Raw genomic sequence first — 21,153 nt, 5'->3', positions numbered from 1 at the left:
CATGGCGAACAATGGTGAACCTGCTGATATTAAGCACGTTAAAAGCATTTCGAAAATATGGTTAGTTCCCTTCATTGCTGTGTGCATGGGTGGGTGGATGTTCTATCACCAGTGGAGCAATCAAGGGCCATTGATCAGTATTGTGTTTGAAAATGCATCAGGATTAGAAGCAGGTAAAACGAAAATAAAAATGCATAATGTTGATGTAGGCGAAGTTAAAAGTATTGAACTGACTGAAGATTTACAAAAAGTTCTGGTAACAGCGCGTATGTCAGCCAACTCTGAAGGTTTATTACGCGAAAACACCGAATTTTGGTCAGTAAACCCGCGCATTTCGCTCAATGGTATTTCCGGTCTAAACACTTTAGTATCAGGCACTTACATTAACATGTCGACGAATTTAGAAGGTCGTTCGAGTCGAGATTTTGTTGCCGTATCTGCACCACCTATTACCCCAAGCGGCACACCAGGGTTACATGTTACGTTAAACAGTAACGCTGAATTCGCTTTCAAAGAAGGTGACCCTGTTATCTATAAAGGGCTAAAAGTAGGCGAATTTGAGAGTATCTATTTTAACTTCGATGAACGCGTTGTGTACTACAACACCTTTATTCAAGCGCCTTATCACAAACTCATCACCACCAATACCAAATTTTGGAATACCAGTGGTGTAGAAATGGACATAGGCGCAAACGGCTTTAAAGTCAAAAGCAGTAGTATAGAAACGCTCATCACCAATGGGGTCGCATTCGGCGTCCCCGAAGGTATGCCGCAAGGTGAGCGAGTGAATGAGCGCTCGTATTTTAGCATACATGAATCTTATGAATCAGCGGCTGAGGAACGCTACAAAGAATCCGCTAAATTTGTGATCCTGGTAGATGATACCGTACGTGGATTACGCATTGGTGCACCAGTAGAATACCGAGGTATTAAAGTCGGTAAAGTACTGGAAATTAACCCGCCTAATGGTAAGCAGCACAAATGGCTGGACTCAGGTGTGGCCATTCCCGTCGTTATTGGCATTCAACCGGGTCGAGTTGAACAAACTGATGATGCAGCGGGTATCGAATTTATCAATCAGCAAATCAAAATCTGGGTAGAAAACGGTTTTAGGGCATCATTGCAAACTGGCAATTTATTAACAGGAGCACTGTTTGTTAATTTAGAACAATATCCCAACGCCCCTGTTGCCCAGATGGAGCAGTTCCAACAGTATTCCGTGATCCCAAGCATTTCAAACGAGTTTTCTCAAATAACGGAAAAGGTCAGTGCCATACTCGATAACATCAATGACATGGACCTCGTGCAGATGTCCTCAGCAGCGAATCAGATGATGGCTGACATTAGTGCCAGTGCGAATAGTATGAACACTACGGCTGATGATTTCGCTGAAACATTAAAAGAAATGGATGAGCAACAAGTCAGTGTGAAACTTGCAGCCGCGCTGTCAGGCATAGCAGAGTTAACTCGAGGATTTTCTTCTGGCTCTAAAACAAATAACGAAATTAACGATACATTAGAGACCTTACAGCACAGATTACGTGAATTACAACCTTTGTTACTTGAGCTAAACCAAGCACCGAACAGCCTTATTTTTGATAAATCTCCCAAGCCCTATCTTCAGCCTGGAAGTCAACCAAATACCCAGCAAGGGAACTAATAATATGAAACGATTGAGTGTATTAATCCTGCTTTTCACATTAGCGGCTTGCAGCACCTCGAAAGCGCCGATGAAACAGTTTTATATGTTGAACAGCCATACTCCGCTTATATCAGCCTCTCCAAAAGAGGTAAAGCGAGTGGTCGTTGTCGATAGAATATTGCTAGCTGATTACCTTAAACGCCCTAATTTGGTGATGCAAATAGAGGGTAATCAACTGTACTATTCTGATATTGATCTTTGGGCGGAAAACTTACAAACCGGTATTCATAACACCCTACTCGCGTGGTTAAACGACAAGGCGACAGAAACACGCTTTATTGCTTATGATTCGCCTGATGCAACCGGCAACCTCGAAAGCCTTGTTATCAGTATCAAGCGTTTCATGCCCACAGACCAAGGGCAAGTCATCACCAGCGGCCAGTATTGGCATGTGAACAAAGCTCAAACCGATGGGCTGACGTCGCAGGAAAGTTTTGCATTTACGTCTGAATTATCTCAACAAGGATACAGCCACAGTGTTACTCTACTTGCAGAACAATTACTAAAACTCAGTCATCAGATAATTAACGATATTGAATAAGCAAAAAGGATACTAAGCACATATGTTTATCGTTAGTCGTTTCATTAGAAATTATTTAAATACAGGAACAAAAGCGAGTAACTCTCCTGCGGTACGACAGCAAATCCAAGTCACCAACCTATTCGGTTTTATTGGATATTTTATTACCTTTATTTTAGGTGTAGCTGCCCTATTTCGTAGTCAATGGGTTCATAACGGCGACTTCTATCTAGGAGTGACGTTATTAATCGCTAGTGTTTTATTCTTTACCTCACGGATAATTCTTAAATATTTTCAAAGTAAAAATGGCTATAAATTTTCTGCTAATTTAGTGACGTCGGCACTCATGTTACTGATGTTGTATTTGATTGTGATGGGCGGGGTAAAAAATACAGGTCCTTTATGGATTTATATAGTTCCCCCAGTCGTGCTGTTTTTTGGTGGTTTAAAGAGAGGGCTAATTCAACTGGGCATTTTCGCCCTAGTCGTCATTCTTATTCTTGAGTTCCCCAACAATGGTCTCTTGTTTGCTGAGTACAGTTATGAGTTTCGCTCTCGTCTTATTTACTCATTTATAACCGTCAGTATGCTGTTCGTGTTCTATGAATATTCAAGACAGCGCTCATTTAAAACGCAGCAAGAACTTAGTAAGAAATTTGAGCAACAAGCTCGTATTGATTCCTTATCTGGCTTGCAAAACCGCCGAGGCATGTTAGAAAAACTCGAATATGAACACCAGCGGACCCTCAGGCACAGTAAAAATATGACCCTGATGATGTGTGATATCGATCATTTTAAACAGGTGAATGATAAATATGGTCACGATGTCGGCGATATTGTGATTAAACAAGTCGGTCAGATGTTCGCCAATGGTTTGCGTAAACAAGACACGGTAGCGCGCTGGGGCGGAGAAGAATTCCTATTTATGTTGCCCGAAACCTCCCAGCAACAAGCGTTTGTGTTAGCTGAAAAATTACGTAAAAAAATAGAAAGTTATGAACAAAAAGTAGACTCTACACATTTATCAGTCACGGTGAGCATTGGCATCTATCAGATGCACCCTCAAGACAAACTAGATCATGCCATTAGCAGAGCGGACACTAATTTATATCGCGCTAAAACACATGGTCGTAACTGTACTGTGGTAACAGACTAACCACTTTGCCCGCTACCTAGCTAAGCAATGGGGCGAATAAGCAACGCTGGCGTTATATAACCCCCTAGAGCTGGCCATTAATCGTCAGACAGAATAAGCGAAATACATGCGCTCTAAACAATATCAGCAACAAGAAGACCTCACATTTAACTGGCGCGTAATAAAACAACTGTGGCCTTATCTATTAGAGTTTAAACAACGCGTATTTTTCGCCATGCTTTGCTTAATTGCCGCCAAGGTCGCCAGTATTGGTTTGCCTTTCATACTCAAGCATGCCGTTGATACCCTAAACGCCGAAGACTCCAGCAATTCGATAGTACTTGTACCCTTTGCGTTAATTGCCGCATATGGTCTACTGCGTTTAGCGAATGTATTATTCGGGGAAATTCGTGATACGCTTTTCGGCAGAGTCACCGAGCGCGCCATGCGTCGTATCAGTTTGCAAGTATTTGAACACCTGCATAAATTGGATCTTGATTACCACTTAAATCGTCAGACAGGCGGTTTATCACGGGATATTGAACGCGGCACGAGCGGTATCAGTTTCCTTATGCGCTTTTTAGTGTTTAACATCGTCCCGACCCTATTAGAGATTTTAGCCGTTGTAGGCGTGCTATTTTATAATTACGGTTGGAGCTTTGCGGTCATTATTTTAGTCTCAGTCATCAGCTACATCAGCTTTTCTGTTAAAGCCACCCATTGGCGTACTGAGTTTGTGCGCGCAGTCAATCAAGCGGATTCGCTCAGTAATACCAGAGCCATTGACAGCCTTTTGAACTACGAAACCGTAAAGTACTTTAATAACGAAGAGTATGAAGCAAAGCGCTACGATGTAGCCCTAGCAGATTGGGAAGTTGCTAGGCGCAAAAACCGATTATCTCTTTTTGCCTTAAATGGTGGGCAAGCCACTATTATCGCCATCGCTATGACCAGTATGATGGCCGTGGCGGCTTATTATGTCGCTCAAGGCACCATGACCATAGGTGACTTTGTGTTAATCAATGCGTTTACAATGCAAATTTTTATGCCGCTCAACTTCCTTGGGTTCGTATATCGAGAGATACGAGGGGCGCTAGCAAACATCGAAAACCTATTTGCCCTATTAGGCAAGTCATCAAATATTGTCGATAACGAGAATGCAAAAACCATTAAAGTCAGCGAAGGAGAAATACGTTTTTCCCAGGTTAACTTCGGTTACGGACCAGACAGGCAAATTCTACATGATGTGAGTTTCACTGTTCCTGCCGGTCAAAAAGTGGCCATAGTGGGCCCAAGTGGCGCGGGTAAATCCACCGTCATCAAGTTATTATTTCGCTTTTACAATCCAACTAGCGGCGAAATTTACATAGATGGCCAGCCCGTCAGTGATTCCACCCAAGCCTCACTGCGTCAAACTATTGGAATAGTGCCCCAAGACACCGTCTTATTTAACGACAGCATTTTTGAAAATATTCGCTACGGCAACCCAACAGCGAGTGACGAGCAAGTCAATCAAGCTATCGAACATGCTCACTTATCAGCGTTTATCAACGCCTTACCAAAAGGCAGGGAAACCAAAGTCGGTGAACGAGGTTTAAAGCTATCCGGCGGAGAAAAGCAGCGCGTGGCGATTGCCCGTACCATTTTAAAAGGAGCGCCTATATTGCTGTTTGACGAAGCCACCTCATCATTGGACAGCCAATCGGAACAAGCTATTTTAAGTGCCTTTAAAGAGATTGCTAAAGGCCACACAAGCTTGGTTATCGCTCATAGGCTCTCGACGATTGTGGATGCAGATAGCATAATAGTTCTGCAAAATGGCCGTGTGGTAGAGCAAGGAAATCACCCTACACTTCTTAGGAATACAGGCCCCTATTATCAGCTGTGGAATACCCAACAAAAAGTGAATACGCAAGATGCCTGAACAACCAAATCAACAGTTGATTGACGCTGTTAACCAAACCATGCCATTTGGAAAATATGCGGGTAGAAAATTGCTAGAATTACCAGAGCCCTACCTGGTGTGGTTTAGCCAAAAAGGGTTCCCAGAAGGAAAACTGGGGCAGCAATTGGCGCTAATGCATGAGATTAAGGTAAATGGCTTAGAAAATATGTTACAGCCATTACTCAGATAATGTACACCCCTCGTTCCCGTTTTAATCGCTCTGGTCATCGTTCTAGCCCTAAACAGAACGAAAATATTGATAAGCAGATACGAGTATTGCACCAAGCGATGGCGCTAAAACTAATTGCCCAGCCTCAGCTTCGTCAACAGGTTATCGACACCATTGAGTCACGCTACCAAAATGGCCTATTACGCCATGGAGGTTACCTAGTATGGATATGCTTGATGGAATGTATCGAGGAGTCACCCGATGACTTTATTCAAGGAGTGATAGCCGACACACCCCAAATGCGAAAATTGCGCCGTAAAACGCCCTTTATCAACGTATTAACAGAGCAAGAGCGTCAACACGCGTTACACAATATTATTCTCTGATTTTCTTACGTATCGCTAGCCAAACAAAAGGAAAACAAAGAAAGGCAAATGCATTGGGCGCACCCGCCGAGACGGTTGAGGACGCTTGCGCCTGTGGTTGAGATTGGATCAAAAAAGTACTGTAAAGATCATTCGATTCGCTCAACTGAGTGTTATGTGCATTATCAAAGTCTTGCCCGTAAACATTCGCTAATGCACTGCCATTTAAATAACTACCAGCCATGCGCAAACGGCTACTGTCATCTCTATACAAGCCAAACGCGTAAGTTTGATAATATCGACTGCCTTGTGTCATACCAAATAAGGTTTGCCAGTTTGTCGCTTGCGCATAACAATCGCTGGTGTTTGAGCAATTTCGCTCATAGTTAGAAGGTTCTTGTGTATCGTGACGAACCAACTGAATATCGGTAAAAGCGCTATCAAGTAACCCATAGACCGCATCAGCTGAGGCGTATTCCCAGCCAGAATAGGCGTTGCCTGCGTCGTTGTAGCTCAAATGATTAGTCAATGTCAGGTCAAGCCAAATCAAGCCAGTTGTATTGTCTTTAACGGCAAGATTATCCCCTGTTTCAAATGCATCCCATTGAATAAGTTCTGCTTGAGTGCAAGGACTGAGTAAAATACAAACGAGTATAAGGGAGCGCGCCAGGTTATCCATTTTGAGTACCGTGATCTTATTGTTTTTATTGAATAAAAACCAATCTTATCAAGATATCAGTGATTGAAAATTAGCCAATGGTATGACCAGAAATATACCCTCTAAAACGAAAAAAGCACCCGAAGGTGCTTTCTTTCAAACGTATAAAGCTGTCGATTAACGACGTAGGCCTAAACGCTTGATTAGATCTTGATAACGCTCAACGTTCTTACCTTTAAGGTAATCAAGAAGCTTACGACGCTGGCTAACCATGCGTAACAAACCACGACGTGAATGGTGGTCTTTTTTATGGTCAGCAAAGTGGCCTTGAAGCTTGTTGATGTTAGACGTCAACAATGCAACTTGAACTTCAGGTGAACCAGTATCACCTTCTTTTACGCCAAAATCAGCAATAATTGCTGCAGTTTCTTGAGTAGTTAGTGACATAACTTTCTCCAATATAAGAGCTAAAAATACAGCAGGCCGATCACTAATTCAGCCGTGCCAAGAAGCGCGTATTATAGTGACAAACGATTAATTAGCAAGGGCAAATACAATTAACCTTGGGGGCTAAAGACGACAACGCGTTTTGGCGCCGCTTTATTGTCATTATCAATCTCAGAAACGCCTAAAAATACCTGTCCCTGAGTACAATAGGTACGCACTAACGTCCCTTTGGCAACCTGCTCTTCACTTTCATATGGCACGGGCTGACCGTGTAAAAAAGAATCTCTTGCTACCGGTGACAAATGCACACTAGGTAAGGCTTTTACCGCGCTGTCCATGGGTATCAATAAGGGATCGAGGATGTCGGTTAAAGGAATTTGCTCGGCCTGCGCTTTCTCAAGCAGAGATTCAAGCTTTTCAAAAGTCACCATTTTTTCACTAGGATAATCAGCAACAGCGGTACGATGTAACTTACTCACATACGCACAGCAACCTAGAAGCTGCCCCAGATCGTCAACCAGAGAACGAATGTAGGTGCCTTTACTGCAATGCACTTCCATATCGACTTCATCACCCTCAAAGCGAGTAATGTTAAGCGAGAAAATCGTGATATCACGGGCTTCACGCTCAATCACAATACCTTGACGCGCATAATGGTATAATGGCTTTCCTTGGTGTTTCAACGCAGAGAACATAGACGGCACTTGTTTAATTGGCCCTTTGAATGTCTCGCAAGCCTCTTTTAACTGTTGCTCAGTCACATTCACATCGTGGGTTTCAACCACGTCACCGTCAGCATCTGAAGTGGTAGTACGCACTCCTAGTTTTGCTGTGACGATATACGTTTTATCAGCGTCTAATAAAAACTGTGAAAACTTGGTTGCTTCGCCTAAACATACTGGCAGCATACCCGTTGCCAGCGGATCAAGCGCGCCGGTGTGCCCTGCTTTCGCCGCTAAAAACGCGCGTTTCACTTTCTGTAATGCTTGATTTGAGGATATCTCTAGCGGTTTGTCCAATAGTAGAATACCGTCTATTGCACGACCCTTACGACGTCTGGCCAATCCTTAGTCCTCTTGTTCTTCATCAAGTGAACGCCCTGCATTGCGAGCTCGTTCTTTGTCTTTGCTTAGCGTTTCGTCAACCAAGTTACTGATACGAATACCTTCACTTAAAGAGCCGTCACGAACAAATTTAATCGCAGGAACCGCGCGCATACGCATACGGTTTGCCAATAACGTGCGAATATACCCTTTGTTTTCTTCTAGGATAGCCAAATAATTCTTCATCACTTCTTCGTCATTCTCAAAGAAAGTCACATAAATTTTGCTATACGACAAATCCCGAGACACCTCTACGGCTGACACTGTCACCATACCCAACCTTGGGTCACGGTTCTTGAACTCGTTCTGTAAAATACTGGCGATTTCTTTATGGATCTGCTGACCTACTCGGTCTGTACGAGAAAATTCTCTTGCCATTCTAATCTCCTAAAGCATCAAATTATGCTTTTGTTAAGACAAAACGGAGGCCTAAGCCTCCGTTTTAATTCAATAGTCATTAACGCGCTAACATTCTATGTTGGCGAATTATAGCTCACGCTCAACTTGAACGATTTCAAATACTTCGATTTGGTCGCCCACTTTAACGTCATTGTAGTTCTTCACGCCGATACCACACTCAACACCGTTACGTACTTCTTGTACGTCATCTTTGAAGCGTCTTAATGACTCAAGCTCACCTTCATAGATAACCACATTCTCACGCAATACGCGGATAGGATTACTGCGTTTAATTGTACCTTCAACTACCATACAACCTGCAATTGCGCCCAATTTCGGTGACTTAAACACGTCACGTACTTCAGCCAAACCAATAATTTCTTGTTTGAACTCTGGGGCTAGCATACCGGTCATCGCCATCTTAACTTCATCAATCAAGCTATAGATAACACTGTAGTAACGTAAATCAATTTCTTCTGATTCGATGATACGTCTAGCACTTGCATCAGCACGTACGTTGAAACCAACCACGATAGCACTAGATGCTGCAGCTAAGCTGGCGTCTGTTTCAGTAATTCCGCCTACACCACTGCCCACAATGTTTACCTTCACTTCAGAGGTAGACAATTTAGTTAGTGAGTCAGAAATCGCTTCAACTGAACCTTGAACATCGGCTTTAAGTACAATGTTCAACTCGCTAACGTCACCTGCTTCCATGTTGGCGAACATGTTTTCAAGTTTCGCTTTTTGCTGCTTAGCAAGCTTAATTTCACGTTGTTTAGCATTACGCTTAGTCGCTACTTCACGGGCTTTACGCTCATCTTGAACCACTAAGGCGTCTTCACCTGCCACTGGCACACCAGACAAACCAAGTACTTCTACTGGCGTCGACGGGCCCGCAATTGCAACATTTTGACCGTTTTCATCACGCATAGCACGAACTCGGCCATACTCAATACCACAAAGTAGGATATCACCGGCTTTAAGCTGACCTTCTTGAACTAAAACAGAAGCCACTGGACCACGCCCTTTATCTAAGCGTGACTCAATAACAATCCCTTTAGCAGAGCCTGTAGGCGGAGCTTTTAAGTCAAGTAATTCAGCTTGCAAGCTAATTGCTTCTAGTAATGCATCAATACCTAAACCTGTTTTAGCAGAGACGTTAACAAACTGGTGTTCACCGCCCCACTCTTCTGAAATCACTTCAAGTTGTGACAATTCAGTTTTAACACGATCTGGATCGGCGCTTTCTTTATCCATTTTATTGACTGCAACAATCAAAGGAACGCCAGCGGCTTTAGAGTGCTGAACCGCTTCTTTGGTTTGAGGCATCACGCCATCATCTGCAGCTACAACCAAAACAACGATATCTGTTGCTGTGGCACCACGAGCACGCATTGCGGTAAACGCGGCGTGACCTGGTGTATCTAAGAACGCGATGCGCCCATTATCAGTTTCAACACTATACGCACCGATGTGCTGAGTAATACCACCGGCTTCACCTGCGGCTACTTTCGCGCGTCGAATGTAATCAAGTAACGAGGTTTTACCATGGTCAACGTGTCCCATGATAGTCACAACTGGCGCACGAGATGCCAAGTCAGACGTTACATTATCCGCCAACAATTCATCTTCTAACGCGTTGTCGTTAACAAGCTCGTATTTATGTCCCATTTCTTCAACGACTAATACCGCTGTTTCTTGGTCTAATACTTGGTTAATCGTAGCCATCTCACCCATTTTCATCATGGCTTTGATAACTTCAGTGGCTTTAATAGCCAACTTATTTGCTAGGTCACTAACGGAGATCGTTTCGCCTAAACGTACAATACGCTCAACCGGTTGAGCCGGCTTGTTAAACGCATGCTTAAGGTCAGAACCTGCATTGCGTTTTGACTTTTTACGACGACGTCCGCCACGTTCAATTTTAATATCATCAGCATCTTCAGCTTCTTGTGCATAACGGTTACTGTGTACATGCACTTCTTCTGCTTCTTGCTTCTTACGACGCTCTTCTTCTTCTTTCCAGCGACGTGAGTTTTCTTCAGCCAGCTTGCGCGCTTCTTCTGCTGCTTTTTTCGCATCTTCTTCAAGCTTACGCTGCGCTTCTTGCTCTTGCTTCTTGCGGATATTTTCCGCTTCAGTGCGAGCACGCTCTTGTTCTGCTTTTTCCTCGGGGCTCAAAGCAGACTCTTCAGCTTGACGCGCTTCAGCTTCTTTTTTCGCTTTTTCTGCACGAGCAAGACGTTCTGCTTCTGCCTTCGCTTTAGATTCAGCAGCTTTTTTCGCTTTCTCTTCAGCCGCTTTTTTCGCTTCTTCTTCGGCGGCTTTTTCAGCTTCAAGCTGCGCTTGTTGCTCAGCTAATGCACGAGCCGTTTCTTCTTCCGCTAAACGCGCTTCTTCTACATCAGTACGTTTAACATAAGTGCGTTTTTTACGTACTTCTACCGTTACCGCTTTAGACTTGCCCATATTGAGCGTGCTGGTCGTCTTGCGTTGTAATGTCATTCGCTTGGGCGCTTCAGAGCCCGTACCGCCATGTTGTTTGCTTAAATAATCCAACAGCTGACGTTTTTCATCTTCAGTCACGTTTTCATTTGCCGCTTTAACAATATCAGCATCTTTAAACTGCTTAACTAAGCGGTCAACCGAAGTGCCGATATCGGCGGCGAGTTTTTCAATGGATACTTCTGCCATATTCGTAATTCCTCTTTGGTGACCCTATTCTTCGTTAAACCAGACAATGTTACGTGCAGCCATGATTAATTGGCCCGCTTTTTCTTCGTCTAGTTCTTCAATATCGCTGATCTCGTCTACGCCTTGCTCCGCTAGCGCTTCAAGATCGGTAATACCGCGACTTGCCAATGTGTAGGCAACATGGCGTTCCATACCGGCTAAACTTAATAGCTCTTCTTTTGGTTCAGAGGCTTCCAATGTCTCTTCGTTGGCTAACGCTTGCGTGGTTAAGGCAGCGCGCGCTCTGCTACGTAAGTCTTCAACGATATCTTCATCAAGACCGTCAATTTCAAGTAGCTCATTAATGGGTACATAAGCGATTTCTTCAAGCGTTGAGAAACCTTCATCAACCAATACCGCAGCAAAATCTTCGTCAATATCAAGACCATTAACGAAAACAGCTAGCACTTTAGAGTTTTCTTCTTCGTGCTTGGAGTTTAAGTCTTCAACCGTCATCACATTCAATTCCCAGCCCGTAAGCTGAGCGGCTAAACGTACGTTTTGACCACTGCGGCCAATCGCTTGTGCTAAGTTGTCAGACTCAACCGCAACATCCATCGTGTGGTTATCTTCATCTACTACGATTGATGCCACTTCTGCTGGTGCCATTGCGTTGATAACAAATTGCGCTGGGTTATCGTCCCACAACACGATATCAACACGCTCGCCACTTAGCTCGCTGCTCACTGCTTGCACACGTGATCCTCGCATACCAACACATGCACCCACTGGGTCCAAACGTTTGTCATTGGTTTTCACTGCGATTTTAGCTCGTGAACCTGGATCGCGAGCCGCTGCTTTAATTTCTAAGGTCTCTTCAGCAATCTCAGGCACTTCTAATCTGAATAGCTCTACCAACATGTCTGGGTGAGTACGGCTAATAAATAACTGTGCTCCGCGCGCTTCAGGGCGAATAACGTAAAGTAAACCGCGAACACGGTCACCTGGACGGAAAGTTTCTCGAGGTAGCATGTCATCGCGGTAAATAACGCCTTCAGCGTTGTTACCTAAATCGATAATAATGTTATCGCGGTTAACCTTTTTGACTGTACCGGTAATTAAATCACCGACACGTTCTTCGTACTCTGCCATCACTTGAGCGCGCTCAGCTTCACGTACCTTTTGTACGATGACTTGCTTAGCCGTTTGCGTCGTTATACGGTCAAATTTAATGGACTCGATTTGATCTTCAACATATTCACCTAATTGAATATCTGGCTCGTCAATTTGCGCTGCAGACAAGGTCATTTCAGCAAATGGATTCTCTTGCTTTTGATCATCAGCGATAACCATCCAACGACGGAATGTATCGAAATCACCTGTAACGCGGTCGATAGATACTCGAACTTCAATCTCGCCTTCAGTTTTCTTTTTAGTAGCACTTGCAATGGCGAACTCTAACGCTTCAAAGATTTTTTCTCTTGGAACTTGTTTTTCATTTGAAACGGCTTCCGCCACTAACAAAATTTCTTTATTCATGATTGCCTCACTGATTATTCTTTAGCAAAAGCCTTTATGGCCATCTACTCAATCAAACGTTGGAACAACATTGCCTTTTTCAATATTGGCAAAGGCCAATACAAATTCTTGGTTATCGACTTCAATAGTTAGCATGCCATCAGCTTCAGACAATAATTTACCTTTGAAATTACGTCTGTCTCCCATTGGCATTTTCAATCGTAATGTGACGACTTCACCCACTGAATCGATATAATGCTGTAACTTAAATAAGGGACGTTCCATGCCCGGTGAGGACACTTCTAAGTTGTATTCGGTATTAATAGGGTCTTCCACGTCAAGCACAGCACTTACTTGGTGGCTTACCTCTGCGCAATGATCCACCGTAATACCATCAGGGTGATCAATGTAAACGCGCATGGTTGAGTGTTTTCCTGCGCGAACAAATTCAATCCCCACCATCTCAAAGCCAAGGGCTTCGACAGGTGCGGTCAACATTTCAGTTAATTTCTGTTCTAGTTGTGACAAAACTCACGCTCCAAAAACGAAAAAAGGGCCATCAGCCCAGAGTAAATTAAAAACAGGATAAAAAGGATAACAAAAAGCCCCGTACAAGCGGGGCTTTTTGTTTCTGGACCCTAGTCCACTATTCTCACCGAAAATTGACTGAATGCCAAGTTTCAAAAAGTGGTTGCGGGAGCAGGATTTGAACCTACGACCTTCGGGTTATGAGCCCGACGAGCTACCAGACTGCTCCATCCCGCGCTTGAAATCTTTGTCGATAACAACACATCGTAATGTGTGTCGCGTCTCGAGTGGGGCGTATTATACATAGCTAACGGGACGGTGCAAGTGTTGTGAAGCATAAATCACAAATTAATCCAGAAGTTTAATTGCTCTGTATACAATTCATACAAATCAGCTGGTTACGTGTTGCCCTAAACGTGGAAAAGATCCATTTTAGCCGCCAGTTTAAAGTCCAACTCACTTAAACCACCCACGTCGTGCGTTGTTAAATTAACTTCTACTTTATTATATACATTAAACCACTCAGGATGGTGATTGAGCTTCTCGGCCCAAATAGCAATTTGACTCATCCAGCCGAATGCGCGGATAAAACTCTTGAACTTAAAATTTTTAGTCAGTTTATCGTTGTTAATTTGCCACTGCTGCTCTGCCGGCAAATCTTTGTTTAACTCATTCAACTTCGCTTGGGTTTCACCCTCTGTTAATTTGTCGACCATGTCATCCTCTTATTTGATCATTCTACGTCACCGTCTATCATGCCGTTGCAGAGTTAAAATGAAAGTGAACGGAAGATTTAAATACTACTCATGCGGGCACTTAAGTTTACAAGGCGACATAACAAAAAAACCTGCCGAAGCAGGTTTTTCATAATAGAAGTAATGCCTAGAACTCTACTGCGAAGCGTGCGTAAATTTGACGGCCTCTTGGATCATGTACCTTACTGTCGAAACCACTGTTGGTGAATAATTGTGGTGGCTCTTCGTCCGTTATGTTTATGCCGCCAACGGACAATACATAGTTGTTTTGTGTGTCAAACAAGGCGCCCAAATTCACGTTGTACTGCACGTCATAGGTCACTTGGCTATCAACGCCTTTAAAACCACCTAACGCTTCACATGAACCTGTATTAACGCTGCCATCTGCACAGTTTTGATCATCATCATAGCTATCTATATAACGAGCAAAAATGTTAGCTGAGTGTGCACCTGAAGACCAGTTTAAACCTAGATTCAAGCGTAGTTCAGGAGACGAAGTACCAATATTGGTAAAGTTTCTGCGACCCGCTCCGTCTATTTTACCCGCTTGAGGGTCGTCTAGCTCATATTCTAAAATATAAGTGGCATTGATAGACGGTACAAACATGCCAGCATCTGTGTCTATTTTATAACTGGTCACAAAATCTAAACCTGAAGTTTCAAGGGAACTAGCATTCACGTAAGTGTTGTTCACTTGAGTCAGCGGGCCAGTCAGAGGGTCACCTGCACGAACGATACGCTCAGGATCGCTTGGATTTAAATTCAACACGGCCTGCGGATTCTCTTGAATAATCAAATCTTCAAATTCGAAGTTCCAGTAGTCAACTTCAATAGAAAAGTCGCTAATCGGCTCGAACGACACACCAAGATTGTATGCAGTAGATTCTTCAGGTTTTAAGTCTTCATTCCCTACAGTGCGCACTGCTGCAAAGGCATTCGCACCGATAAGTGGGTCATTAAGTTGTTGTAGCGAGGTGCCACCACCATTTCTTAAAAATACCGTTGGTGCTCTGAACGAGGTTGATATTGAACCACGGAATGAAAGCTCTTCACTAGCACGATAAGAAAACGCCACTTTTGGATCAATCGTATCACCAATAGAACCGCCGTAATCTTCGTAACGCACAGCAAGCTGAATATCTAAATCGTCAGTTACCGGTAGTGCCATCTCAGCAAACGCAGCCCACACATCTAAAGATCCGTCAAAGTCAGGGTTACCTATTACAAACGTAAAGCTGTCTTGATTAGCCAGTGCGTCGTAATCTTGGCTCAATGATTCTTCGCGGTATTGCATACCAAATGCAAGGCCAGCAGCACCGCCGTCCATATCAAACACATCGAACGACATAAAACCTTCAAATACTTGCAAATCAGATTTTGAATCGATGGTTTCAAGCCCTGTAAATGAATCAATTACGTACTGAGAGTTAGGCGCAGTTGTGTACGATGTCGCGAAAGGATTAAAGTACTCGCAATCGCCCTCGCCTGGCGTACCCGTTAACGGATTACATTGTCCGCCGCCCAAACCATTTAACGCTAAGTTAAATTCTGTGTTCAACACGTCCGGAACGCTGAAGAAGAAGTCATTGGTGGCATTGGTATAACTCAACTCCCAGAAGCCATGCTCTAGCTCACCTTGCAATGCGGTGTTAAAACGAAATGTATCAGATTCCGTATTAGCAAAATCAGGGGCTTTACCGTTACCTTCAGCACGGCCGAAAAAAGTAACTGCTTGTCCAAATGGGTTTTCAGGGTGATCGGCGGGCACGACTGGGCCTGTTAAGATAGGGAAACTAGGCGCGCCACCACGAGATGCGCGGTTACGTGCAAAGCTAACTTCAGTCGTCCAGCTCATTTCGTCAGTCAATTCATATTCTGCTTTTACATAAGCATTAAGACGAGACTCATCTGGTACGTATGAATAATCTTTACCGAAATCAAACATACACAGGCCAACATCTAAGCCTGGTACAGTCCCTGGAGGCGCGAGCAATGATGGACTTCCACCGAATTCCTCACAACCATAGGGATCAATAAACGGCGTAGGCCCAATAAAATATGAGCCTGGGTTACCGAGCGCACTGCTGTCATCTTGCGGTCGACTTAAACGACGATCTTTAATAAAAAGAGGTGAACGATTGGTATAGCTCACTGCCGCTATAATACTGCTATCATCGCTGCTAGTGCCCCATAAACCTTGCAATACATATTCTTTATTATTGCCATGAGCACCGTCTTGGTAGTCTGCGCTGAGCTTAACGCCGTCATAATTTCGTTTGGTTATAAAGTTCACCACGCCTGCTACCGCATCTGAACCATAAAGTGCTGAAGCACCATCTTTGATAATTTCTACTCTGTCGATCGCAATCATAGGAACCAGAGAGCTGGTATCCACAAAGTTCAAGCCATTGTTGGTCGGCTGCGCAGTAACCACTTGGCGTTTATTGTTTAACAACACCAAAGTAGAGGCAACACCTAACCCGCGCAGATTGATATTTGAAGTACCTGCTGTGGCGTTTTGCGTGAATGCATCTGGGTTATTTTCAGCCCCGGTGTTAATGGTGAGGGTTTGCGTGATATCGGCGATGTTTTTCGCGCCCAGCGCGTCAATAGCAACACTATCAACGACGGACAAAGGGGAAGGTGATTCAAAGTTTTCACTACGGCGAACGAAGCTACCGGTCACCATAATCATTTCTATATCTTCTTTTTTCTCTACGTTAGCTTCTTGGGCTAATACGGTAGGCGTGGTTAATAAAAATTGCGCGGAAATAGCCGCGGCTAAAGCACTGACTCGTGTGTTTATCTTCATCGTGTGTTCTCGAGGTAATTATCAGATTAAAATCGAGCGTGTAAACAACGGCTTCCACTCAGACTGACCGCGCGTCAATTTTGTCTAATAGTTATAATTCTAACCAGTAAGTGACTGATTCTCGGGCGCTAAACTTAAGCGACACAATGATAGTAGGGGGGGATTATTGATATGTAAACGCAATGTTACTTATATGTAAATATTAGCTCAATTCATGGTCAGACCAGTTAGGCATGATAGAGCAATCTTTTGGGTAAAAAGATTGCTCAGACTAAAGTTTAACCCAGAAGCATCATTAAGAATTTACCTACAGCAGCAGGCTTGTCTCGTCCTTTGATTTCTATCTGCGTGTCGAAGCTAAATAAGGTGCCAAGGGGCTTCTTTTCTTTACTGGCCAAAGAAGACACAAAACGTATTTCATCATCAACACGAACTGGCTCTAAAAAGCGTATTTTATCTATTCCGTAGTTCAATACTGTTTGGCTTGCAGAATCGAGCTGAACCATATGATAAAAGGACTCTGGCATTAATGTCACACTCAAATAGCCATGAGCAATCGTGGTTTTAAAGGGGCTTTCTCTCGCACATCTTTTTGGATCCACATGAATCCATTGGTGATCTCCCGTCGCATCAGCGAATAGGTTAATCCGCTCTTGGTCGATTTTCAGCCAAGTGCTTGGCGCTAGCTCCTCACCTAATTCAATTTCCAACAAACCTTTAGCCATCTGTGGCTCCTTTAGAGTGTAATATCATCACGATAACGCTAGCACCGAGCCTCTCGGTGTGGCAACTCACCTAAAGTTATTGAGATGTATAAATTAAATTGGGCATAAATACCGACAAATCTAGTTAAAAGAGCCGTTAAAAAATGGTCAACATTCACAGTGGTGATGAAACGATTGAGTATTCAAGAGGCCATTCATCTTAATAATTAGGCACTTTGCCTGACATGAGAAATTTATTTCTAGTGAAGTGGTCTGCATCTCAATACAAATGACTATGTGTAACGGTTTCCAAGAGGCTCAAATGATAAAAAGGTGGCTAAGTGTTGCGGTATTAAGTGGTATGTCGTTCTTAACCCAAGCTTATTGTATTGACGACTGGGCTTGTTTTGAAAAAATTAAGCGAGGTAAAACCATAGAATACTGGTTAAGTAACAACAAGCCCTACCCTATTACTTCAACGCTTGATGTGGATACCCGTAACCTTAAAAGTGAAAATTCTATAAAGAACACGTACAGCGAAACTCGCGTGCTCCACGCATTAGCCCGAGTAAAAATTCTAACCCTGAGTGCCATTGATGCCAACCGTTCGGTTTCAAATCATGAAAGCTTCTATTGGACTCCCGGCATTAAAAACGCCAAGCATAATGATAGTTATCGTTATGCTCTACCCTATGCAAAGAATCAATCCTTTAGAGTGGTTCAAGGATTCAATGGGGGTTATAGCCACCAAGGTGCATCGCGCTACGCCGTTGATTTTGCCATGCCTATAGGCACGCCTATTCATGCTGCACGTGAAGGTCAAGTTATCGATTTGCAAGAAAACCACCGCCGTGGAGGGGCCCATCGACGTTATGCCAAATATGCCAATTTCGTTACGCTACTTCATGAAGATGGCACCACAGGTGAGTACTATCACTTACAGCACAAAGGTGTCGCAGTTGCGCTAGGTGATCACGTTCAGCGCGGACAGTTACTAGGCTATTCAGGTAATACAGGTTTTTCATCACTGCCGCATTTACACTTCGCGGTGTACTTCGCCAAAAGTCATGGTAAATACCAGTCGGTTCCCATCACGTTTAATACCAATTCCAATAAATAACTAACCACTGAGCGTAAATTATTAAAAGTAAATGGTATAAGAACGCGTCTCACTGGGGTGTGAACTCATCAGCTACGCCTAGTCAGTGAATGTAGATAAGCCAAACTTAGTTGACGACAACACCTGCTCATACCTATTCAAACTTAGCGCCCCGTTATGGATCCACAATCGGCTTTCGCGCTTTTCAATAACATATTGATTTAAAAGTTTATTGACTTGATAAAAGCGGAATAAAAACGCTATCTGTGACGAAATATTTACACAGCATAACAACCTAGAGACATACCTAAAACGAAGAAATATTTGATCTATTCAAGAATATGCGTAGTATTAATTGCAACTGGTCAGATGAGCGGATGAGTAAATTATGAGTATTAGAACAAACCTGAAAAAAGTATTACCTGCAATTTCCGTAACTGAGCAAGAAGCATTAGATGCGGGAGATGTATGGATTGAATCGTCAATTTATCGTGGCAAACCAGACATGCAAGCGTTGCGTGCAATTCCTAAAGCAACGCTAAGCGCTGACGAACAAGCATTTCTAGACGGCCCCGTGCAAGAACTGCTAGAAATGGTCGACGATTACGAGCTACAAAACAGCAATCACCTACCACAAAATGTGCTGGACTTTTTATCAGTCAATAAATTTTTCGCTTTGATCATTCCAAAGAAATTTGGCGGATTAGAGTTCTCTCCTTATGCCAACTCAACCATAGTGGCCACCATTGCCGTTAAAAGCAGTGCTGTTGCGGTTACTGTGATGGTTCCAAATTCGTTAGGCCCTGGCGAACTATTGATGCACTATGGCACTACAGAGCAGCAAAATCAATGGTTGCCAAATTTAGCTGTCGGTAAAGACATTCCATGTTTTGCCCTTACCAGCCCAGAAGCTGGCTCTGATGCGGGTGCTATTCCTGATACGGGCATAGTCACGAAAGGCCAATATAACGGTGAAGAAGTACTTGGTTTATCCGTCACTTGGGATAAGCGTTACATTACGCTAGCACCAATAGCGACTGTGCTTGGCCTTGCATTTAAAGTGTTTGATCCAGACAACCTACTCGGCGATAAAAAAGAGCTAGGCATTACCTGTGCTCTTATTCCTAAATCACACCCAGGTGTTGAACTAGGGAATCGTCACGATCCTATGGGTATTCGTTTTTATAACGGCACCACTCGCGGCAACAAAGTGTTTATCCCTATGGATTTCATTATAGGCGGGCAGAAAAACATTGGTCGCGGCTGGCAGATGCTGGTTAGTTGCCTAGGTGCAGGGCGCGGTATTTCACTTCCAGCAATGGGGGTTGCTTCTGCTCAATCGGCACTTAAATCCACTGCTGAATACTCATTTGTTCGTGAACAATTCGGCGTGCCCATTGGTCGTTTCGAAGGTATTCAAGAAAAGCTTGCCGATATTGCTGGCAAAACCTTTGTATTAGAAGCCATGCGAGTATTAACCACTGAAGGTCTGGGTTTAGGCCTTAAACCTTCTGTTGTCACTGCTATGGCTAAATACCACATGACTGAATTAGGCCGTGATGTGTGTAATACCGCCATGGATATTCAAGCGGGTAAAGCAATACAACGTGGCCCACAGAATACCTTAGCCAATGGTTATGCGGCACAGCCCATTGCAATTACCGTTGAGGGTGCGAACATTCTAACTCGAAGCTTGATGATTTTCGGCCAAGGTGCGATGCGTTGTCACCCACACATGAAAGAAATGGTTGATTTGATCCACAGCGATGAGGCATCAGCAGACAAAGAATTCAACAAGGTACTGGGGAAAACGATCAGCTTTAGCGTTAAAAATGCCCTACGCAGTTTTAGCAAAAGCTACTTAACCTTTACCCGTTCGGCGCAGTCAAGCTTGCCGGAAGTGAAACCATACGAAAAACGCATGAATGCCCTTTCGGCCAAACTCGCTCCACTTGCTGATTTGTCTTTGTTGGTGCTAGGCGGTGATTTGAAAAAAGCAGAAATGCTATCGGCTCGTTTGGGCGATGTGATGAGCTACTTGTATGCCTCGATGGCTGTTGTACGTTTCTATGAGCAACGTGTTACTAACCGCGTCGAAGCCAAGCCATACTTTGAATACGCCATTCAATGGTGTTTACAACAGGGTGAGCAAGCGCTAAACGAATTCGTGAATAACTTCCCGAACACAGCTACCCGTGGCTTAATGCGCGTGTTAACCAATACCTATACACGTTCAGTGCCGGCCATCTCTGATAAGCTAAAACGTGAGCTATCAGATGCGACCATGGCACAAAGCTCTATCATGGCGGATTTAACCCACTTGGTTAAGGTCATACCTGGTGATGGTAACCACATCAACCAAGAGGCATTTGCGGCAAAACACGACGTAATGGCCATCCTTAAAGTCGTGCAAAAAGCACTACGCAAAAACCCTGTGGTCCCTTTTGTTTCCTTTGAACATGCAGTGACTAAACTACATGAAAACGGTGAACTAAACGCAGACGAATACGCTCGCGTAATCGATTATAACAATAAGCGACAGTTAGCCGTGCGTGTTGACGAATACACCTTTGATATGGAACTGCTTGATGCCAATCAACAGTTAGTCAAGGAAGGTT

18 protein-coding genes and 1 tRNA gene are annotated in these 21,153 nt (G+C 43.7%); 8 read left to right on the top strand and 11 right to left on the bottom strand.

Annotated features, from left to right (window positions below):
* The first annotated feature begins 1 nt into the window (after position 1).
* From pqiB to GCHA_RS04435, 6 genes are all read left to right on the top strand, one after another.
* Positions 2-1,660, top strand: a complete 1,659-nt coding sequence (pqiB, locus tag GCHA_RS04460; RefSeq protein ID WP_007985506.1) for an intermembrane transport protein PqiB — start codon at positions 2-4, stop codon at positions 1,658-1,660.
* Between the two features lie 4 nt (positions 1,661-1,664).
* The gene (locus GCHA_RS04455; RefSeq protein ID WP_039992080.1) at positions 1,665-2,243 is read left to right on the top strand and encodes a PqiC family protein; all 579 of its coding nucleotides are present in this window, start codon (positions 1,665-1,667) and stop codon (positions 2,241-2,243) included.
* A gap of 22 nt (positions 2,244-2,265) precedes the next feature.
* Positions 2,266-3,378, top strand: coding sequence for a diguanylate cyclase (locus GCHA_RS04450; protein ID WP_007985502.1), 1,113 nt, complete (start codon positions 2,266-2,268; stop codon positions 3,376-3,378).
* 106 nt (positions 3,379-3,484) lie between these two features.
* Positions 3,485-5,281, top strand: a complete 1,797-nt coding sequence (locus GCHA_RS04445; protein WP_007985501.1) for an ABCB family ABC transporter ATP-binding protein/permease — start codon at positions 3,485-3,487, stop codon at positions 5,279-5,281.
* Positions 5,274-5,492, top strand: coding sequence for a DUF3820 family protein (locus GCHA_RS04440; protein WP_007985498.1), 219 nt, complete (start codon positions 5,274-5,276; stop codon positions 5,490-5,492). Before GCHA_RS04445 ends, GCHA_RS04440 begins: the two co-directional genes overlap by 8 nt.
* Positions 5,492-5,857 (top strand): hypothetical protein, encoded by a 366-nt coding sequence (locus tag GCHA_RS04435; RefSeq protein ID WP_007985496.1) that lies wholly within the window; start codon positions 5,492-5,494, stop codon positions 5,855-5,857. Before GCHA_RS04440 ends, GCHA_RS04435 begins: the two co-directional genes overlap by 1 nt.
* Here the strand turns inward: GCHA_RS04435 and GCHA_RS04430 are convergent.
* The 11 genes from GCHA_RS04430 to GCHA_RS04380 form a co-directional block, all read right to left on the bottom strand.
* The gene (locus tag GCHA_RS04430) at positions 5,847-6,515 is read right to left on the bottom strand and encodes a hypothetical protein (protein ID WP_007985494.1); all 669 of its coding nucleotides are present in this window, start codon (positions 6,513-6,515) and stop codon (positions 5,847-5,849) included. The genes GCHA_RS04435 and GCHA_RS04430 overlap by 11 nt on opposite strands.
* Positions 6,516-6,671: 156 nt before the next feature.
* Positions 6,672-6,941, bottom strand: coding sequence for a 30S ribosomal protein S15 (gene rpsO / locus GCHA_RS04425; RefSeq protein ID WP_007985493.1), 270 nt, complete (start codon positions 6,939-6,941; stop codon positions 6,672-6,674).
* A 110-nt stretch (positions 6,942-7,051) separates the two neighbouring features.
* Positions 7,052-8,005 carry a tRNA pseudouridine(55) synthase TruB gene (truB, locus tag GCHA_RS04420; RefSeq protein WP_008303083.1) on the bottom strand — a complete coding sequence of 318 codons (954 nt, stop codon included), beginning with the start codon at positions 8,003-8,005 and terminating at the stop codon, positions 7,052-7,054.
* A 3-nt stretch (positions 8,006-8,008) separates the two neighbouring features.
* Positions 8,009-8,422 (bottom strand): 30S ribosome-binding factor RbfA, encoded by a 414-nt coding sequence (gene rbfA / locus GCHA_RS04415; RefSeq protein ID WP_007985489.1) that lies wholly within the window; start codon positions 8,420-8,422, stop codon positions 8,009-8,011.
* A 108-nt stretch (positions 8,423-8,530) separates the two neighbouring features.
* Positions 8,531-11,140 (bottom strand): translation initiation factor IF-2, encoded by a 2,610-nt coding sequence (gene infB / locus GCHA_RS04410; RefSeq protein ID WP_007985487.1) that lies wholly within the window; start codon positions 11,138-11,140, stop codon positions 8,531-8,533.
* Positions 11,141-11,164: 24 nt separating this feature from the next.
* On the bottom strand, positions 11,165-12,658 hold the full coding sequence (gene nusA, locus GCHA_RS04405) for a transcription termination factor NusA (RefSeq protein ID WP_007985485.1): 1,494 nt from the start codon (positions 12,656-12,658) through the stop codon (positions 11,165-11,167).
* A gap of 48 nt (positions 12,659-12,706) precedes the next feature.
* Positions 12,707-13,165, bottom strand: coding sequence for a ribosome maturation factor RimP (rimP, locus tag GCHA_RS04400; protein ID WP_007985483.1), 459 nt, complete (start codon positions 13,163-13,165; stop codon positions 12,707-12,709).
* Between the two features lie 160 nt (positions 13,166-13,325).
* Positions 13,326-13,402 (bottom strand) — tRNA-Met (locus GCHA_RS04395).
* 173 nt (positions 13,403-13,575) lie between these two features.
* Positions 13,576-13,881: a 4a-hydroxytetrahydrobiopterin dehydratase gene (locus tag GCHA_RS04390; RefSeq protein WP_007985481.1), complete on the bottom strand. Its 306-nt coding sequence runs from the start codon at positions 13,879-13,881 to the stop codon at positions 13,576-13,578.
* Between the two features lie 166 nt (positions 13,882-14,047).
* Positions 14,048-16,732 carry a TonB-dependent receptor plug domain-containing protein gene (locus GCHA_RS04385; RefSeq protein ID WP_007985479.1) on the bottom strand — a complete coding sequence of 895 codons (2,685 nt, stop codon included), beginning with the start codon at positions 16,730-16,732 and terminating at the stop codon, positions 14,048-14,050.
* Between the two features lie 278 nt (positions 16,733-17,010).
* Entirely contained in the window at positions 17,011-17,457 is a 447-nt protein-coding gene (locus GCHA_RS04380; RefSeq protein WP_007985477.1) for a MaoC family dehydratase, read from the bottom strand.
* A gap of 301 nt (positions 17,458-17,758) precedes the next feature.
* Between GCHA_RS04380 and GCHA_RS04375 the strand changes: the two genes are divergently transcribed.
* Together GCHA_RS04375 and GCHA_RS04370 are read left to right on the top strand one after the other, a co-directional pair.
* Positions 17,759-18,556: a M23 family metallopeptidase gene (locus GCHA_RS04375; protein WP_007985475.1), complete on the top strand. Its 798-nt coding sequence runs from the start codon at positions 17,759-17,761 to the stop codon at positions 18,554-18,556.
* Between the two features lie 367 nt (positions 18,557-18,923).
* Positions 18,924-21,153: acyl-CoA dehydrogenase (locus GCHA_RS04370; protein WP_039992076.1), on the top strand; the 2,230-nt coding region annotated here is incomplete at its 3' end.

Origin of the sequence: Paraglaciecola chathamensis S18K6, from assembly GCA_000314955.1 — a bacterium.
GTDB lineage: Bacteria > Pseudomonadota > Gammaproteobacteria > Enterobacterales > Alteromonadaceae > Paraglaciecola > Paraglaciecola chathamensis.
The sequence above is the reverse complement of the archived record's forward strand: the minus strand, read 5'-3'. Positions and strand labels throughout refer to the sequence as shown.

Bases quoted from the DNA above. Each gene is read 5' to 3' on its own strand.
- pqiB (WP_007985506.1), top strand. From the start codon at position 2: ATGGCGAACAATGGTGAACCTGCTGATATTAAGCACGTTAAAAGCATT.
- GCHA_RS04455 (WP_039992080.1), top strand. From the start codon at position 1,665: ATGAAACGATTGAGTGTATTAATCCTGCTTTTCACATTAGCGGCTTGC.
- GCHA_RS04450 (WP_007985502.1), top strand. From the start codon at position 2,266: ATGTTTATCGTTAGTCGTTTCATTAGAAATTATTTAAATACAGGAACA.
- GCHA_RS04445 (WP_007985501.1), top strand. From the start codon at position 3,485: ATGCGCTCTAAACAATATCAGCAACAAGAAGACCTCACATTTAACTGG.
- GCHA_RS04440 (WP_007985498.1), top strand. From the start codon at position 5,274: ATGCCTGAACAACCAAATCAACAGTTGATTGACGCTGTTAACCAAACC.
- GCHA_RS04435 (WP_007985496.1), top strand. From the start codon at position 5,492: ATGTACACCCCTCGTTCCCGTTTTAATCGCTCTGGTCATCGTTCTAGC.
- GCHA_RS04430 (WP_007985494.1), bottom strand. From the start codon at position 6,515: ATGGATAACCTGGCGCGCTCCCTTATACTCGTTTGTATTTTACTCAGT.
- rpsO (WP_007985493.1), bottom strand. From the start codon at position 6,941: ATGTCACTAACTACTCAAGAAACTGCAGCAATTATTGCTGATTTTGGC.
- rbfA (WP_007985489.1), bottom strand. From the start codon at position 8,422: ATGGCAAGAGAATTTTCTCGTACAGACCGAGTAGGTCAGCAGATCCAT.
- infB (WP_007985487.1), bottom strand. From the start codon at position 11,140: ATGGCAGAAGTATCCATTGAAAAACTCGCCGCCGATATCGGCACTTCG.
- nusA (WP_007985485.1), bottom strand. From the start codon at position 12,658: ATGAATAAAGAAATTTTGTTAGTGGCGGAAGCCGTTTCAAATGAAAAA.
- GCHA_RS04390 (WP_007985481.1), bottom strand. From the start codon at position 13,881: ATGGTCGACAAATTAACAGAGGGTGAAACCCAAGCGAAGTTGAATGAG.
- GCHA_RS04385 (WP_007985479.1), bottom strand. From the start codon at position 16,732: ATGAAGATAAACACACGAGTCAGTGCTTTAGCCGCGGCTATTTCCGCG.
- GCHA_RS04380 (WP_007985477.1), bottom strand. From the start codon at position 17,457: ATGGCTAAAGGTTTGTTGGAAATTGAATTAGGTGAGGAGCTAGCGCCA.
- GCHA_RS04375 (WP_007985475.1), top strand. From the start codon at position 17,759: ATGATAAAAAGGTGGCTAAGTGTTGCGGTATTAAGTGGTATGTCGTTC.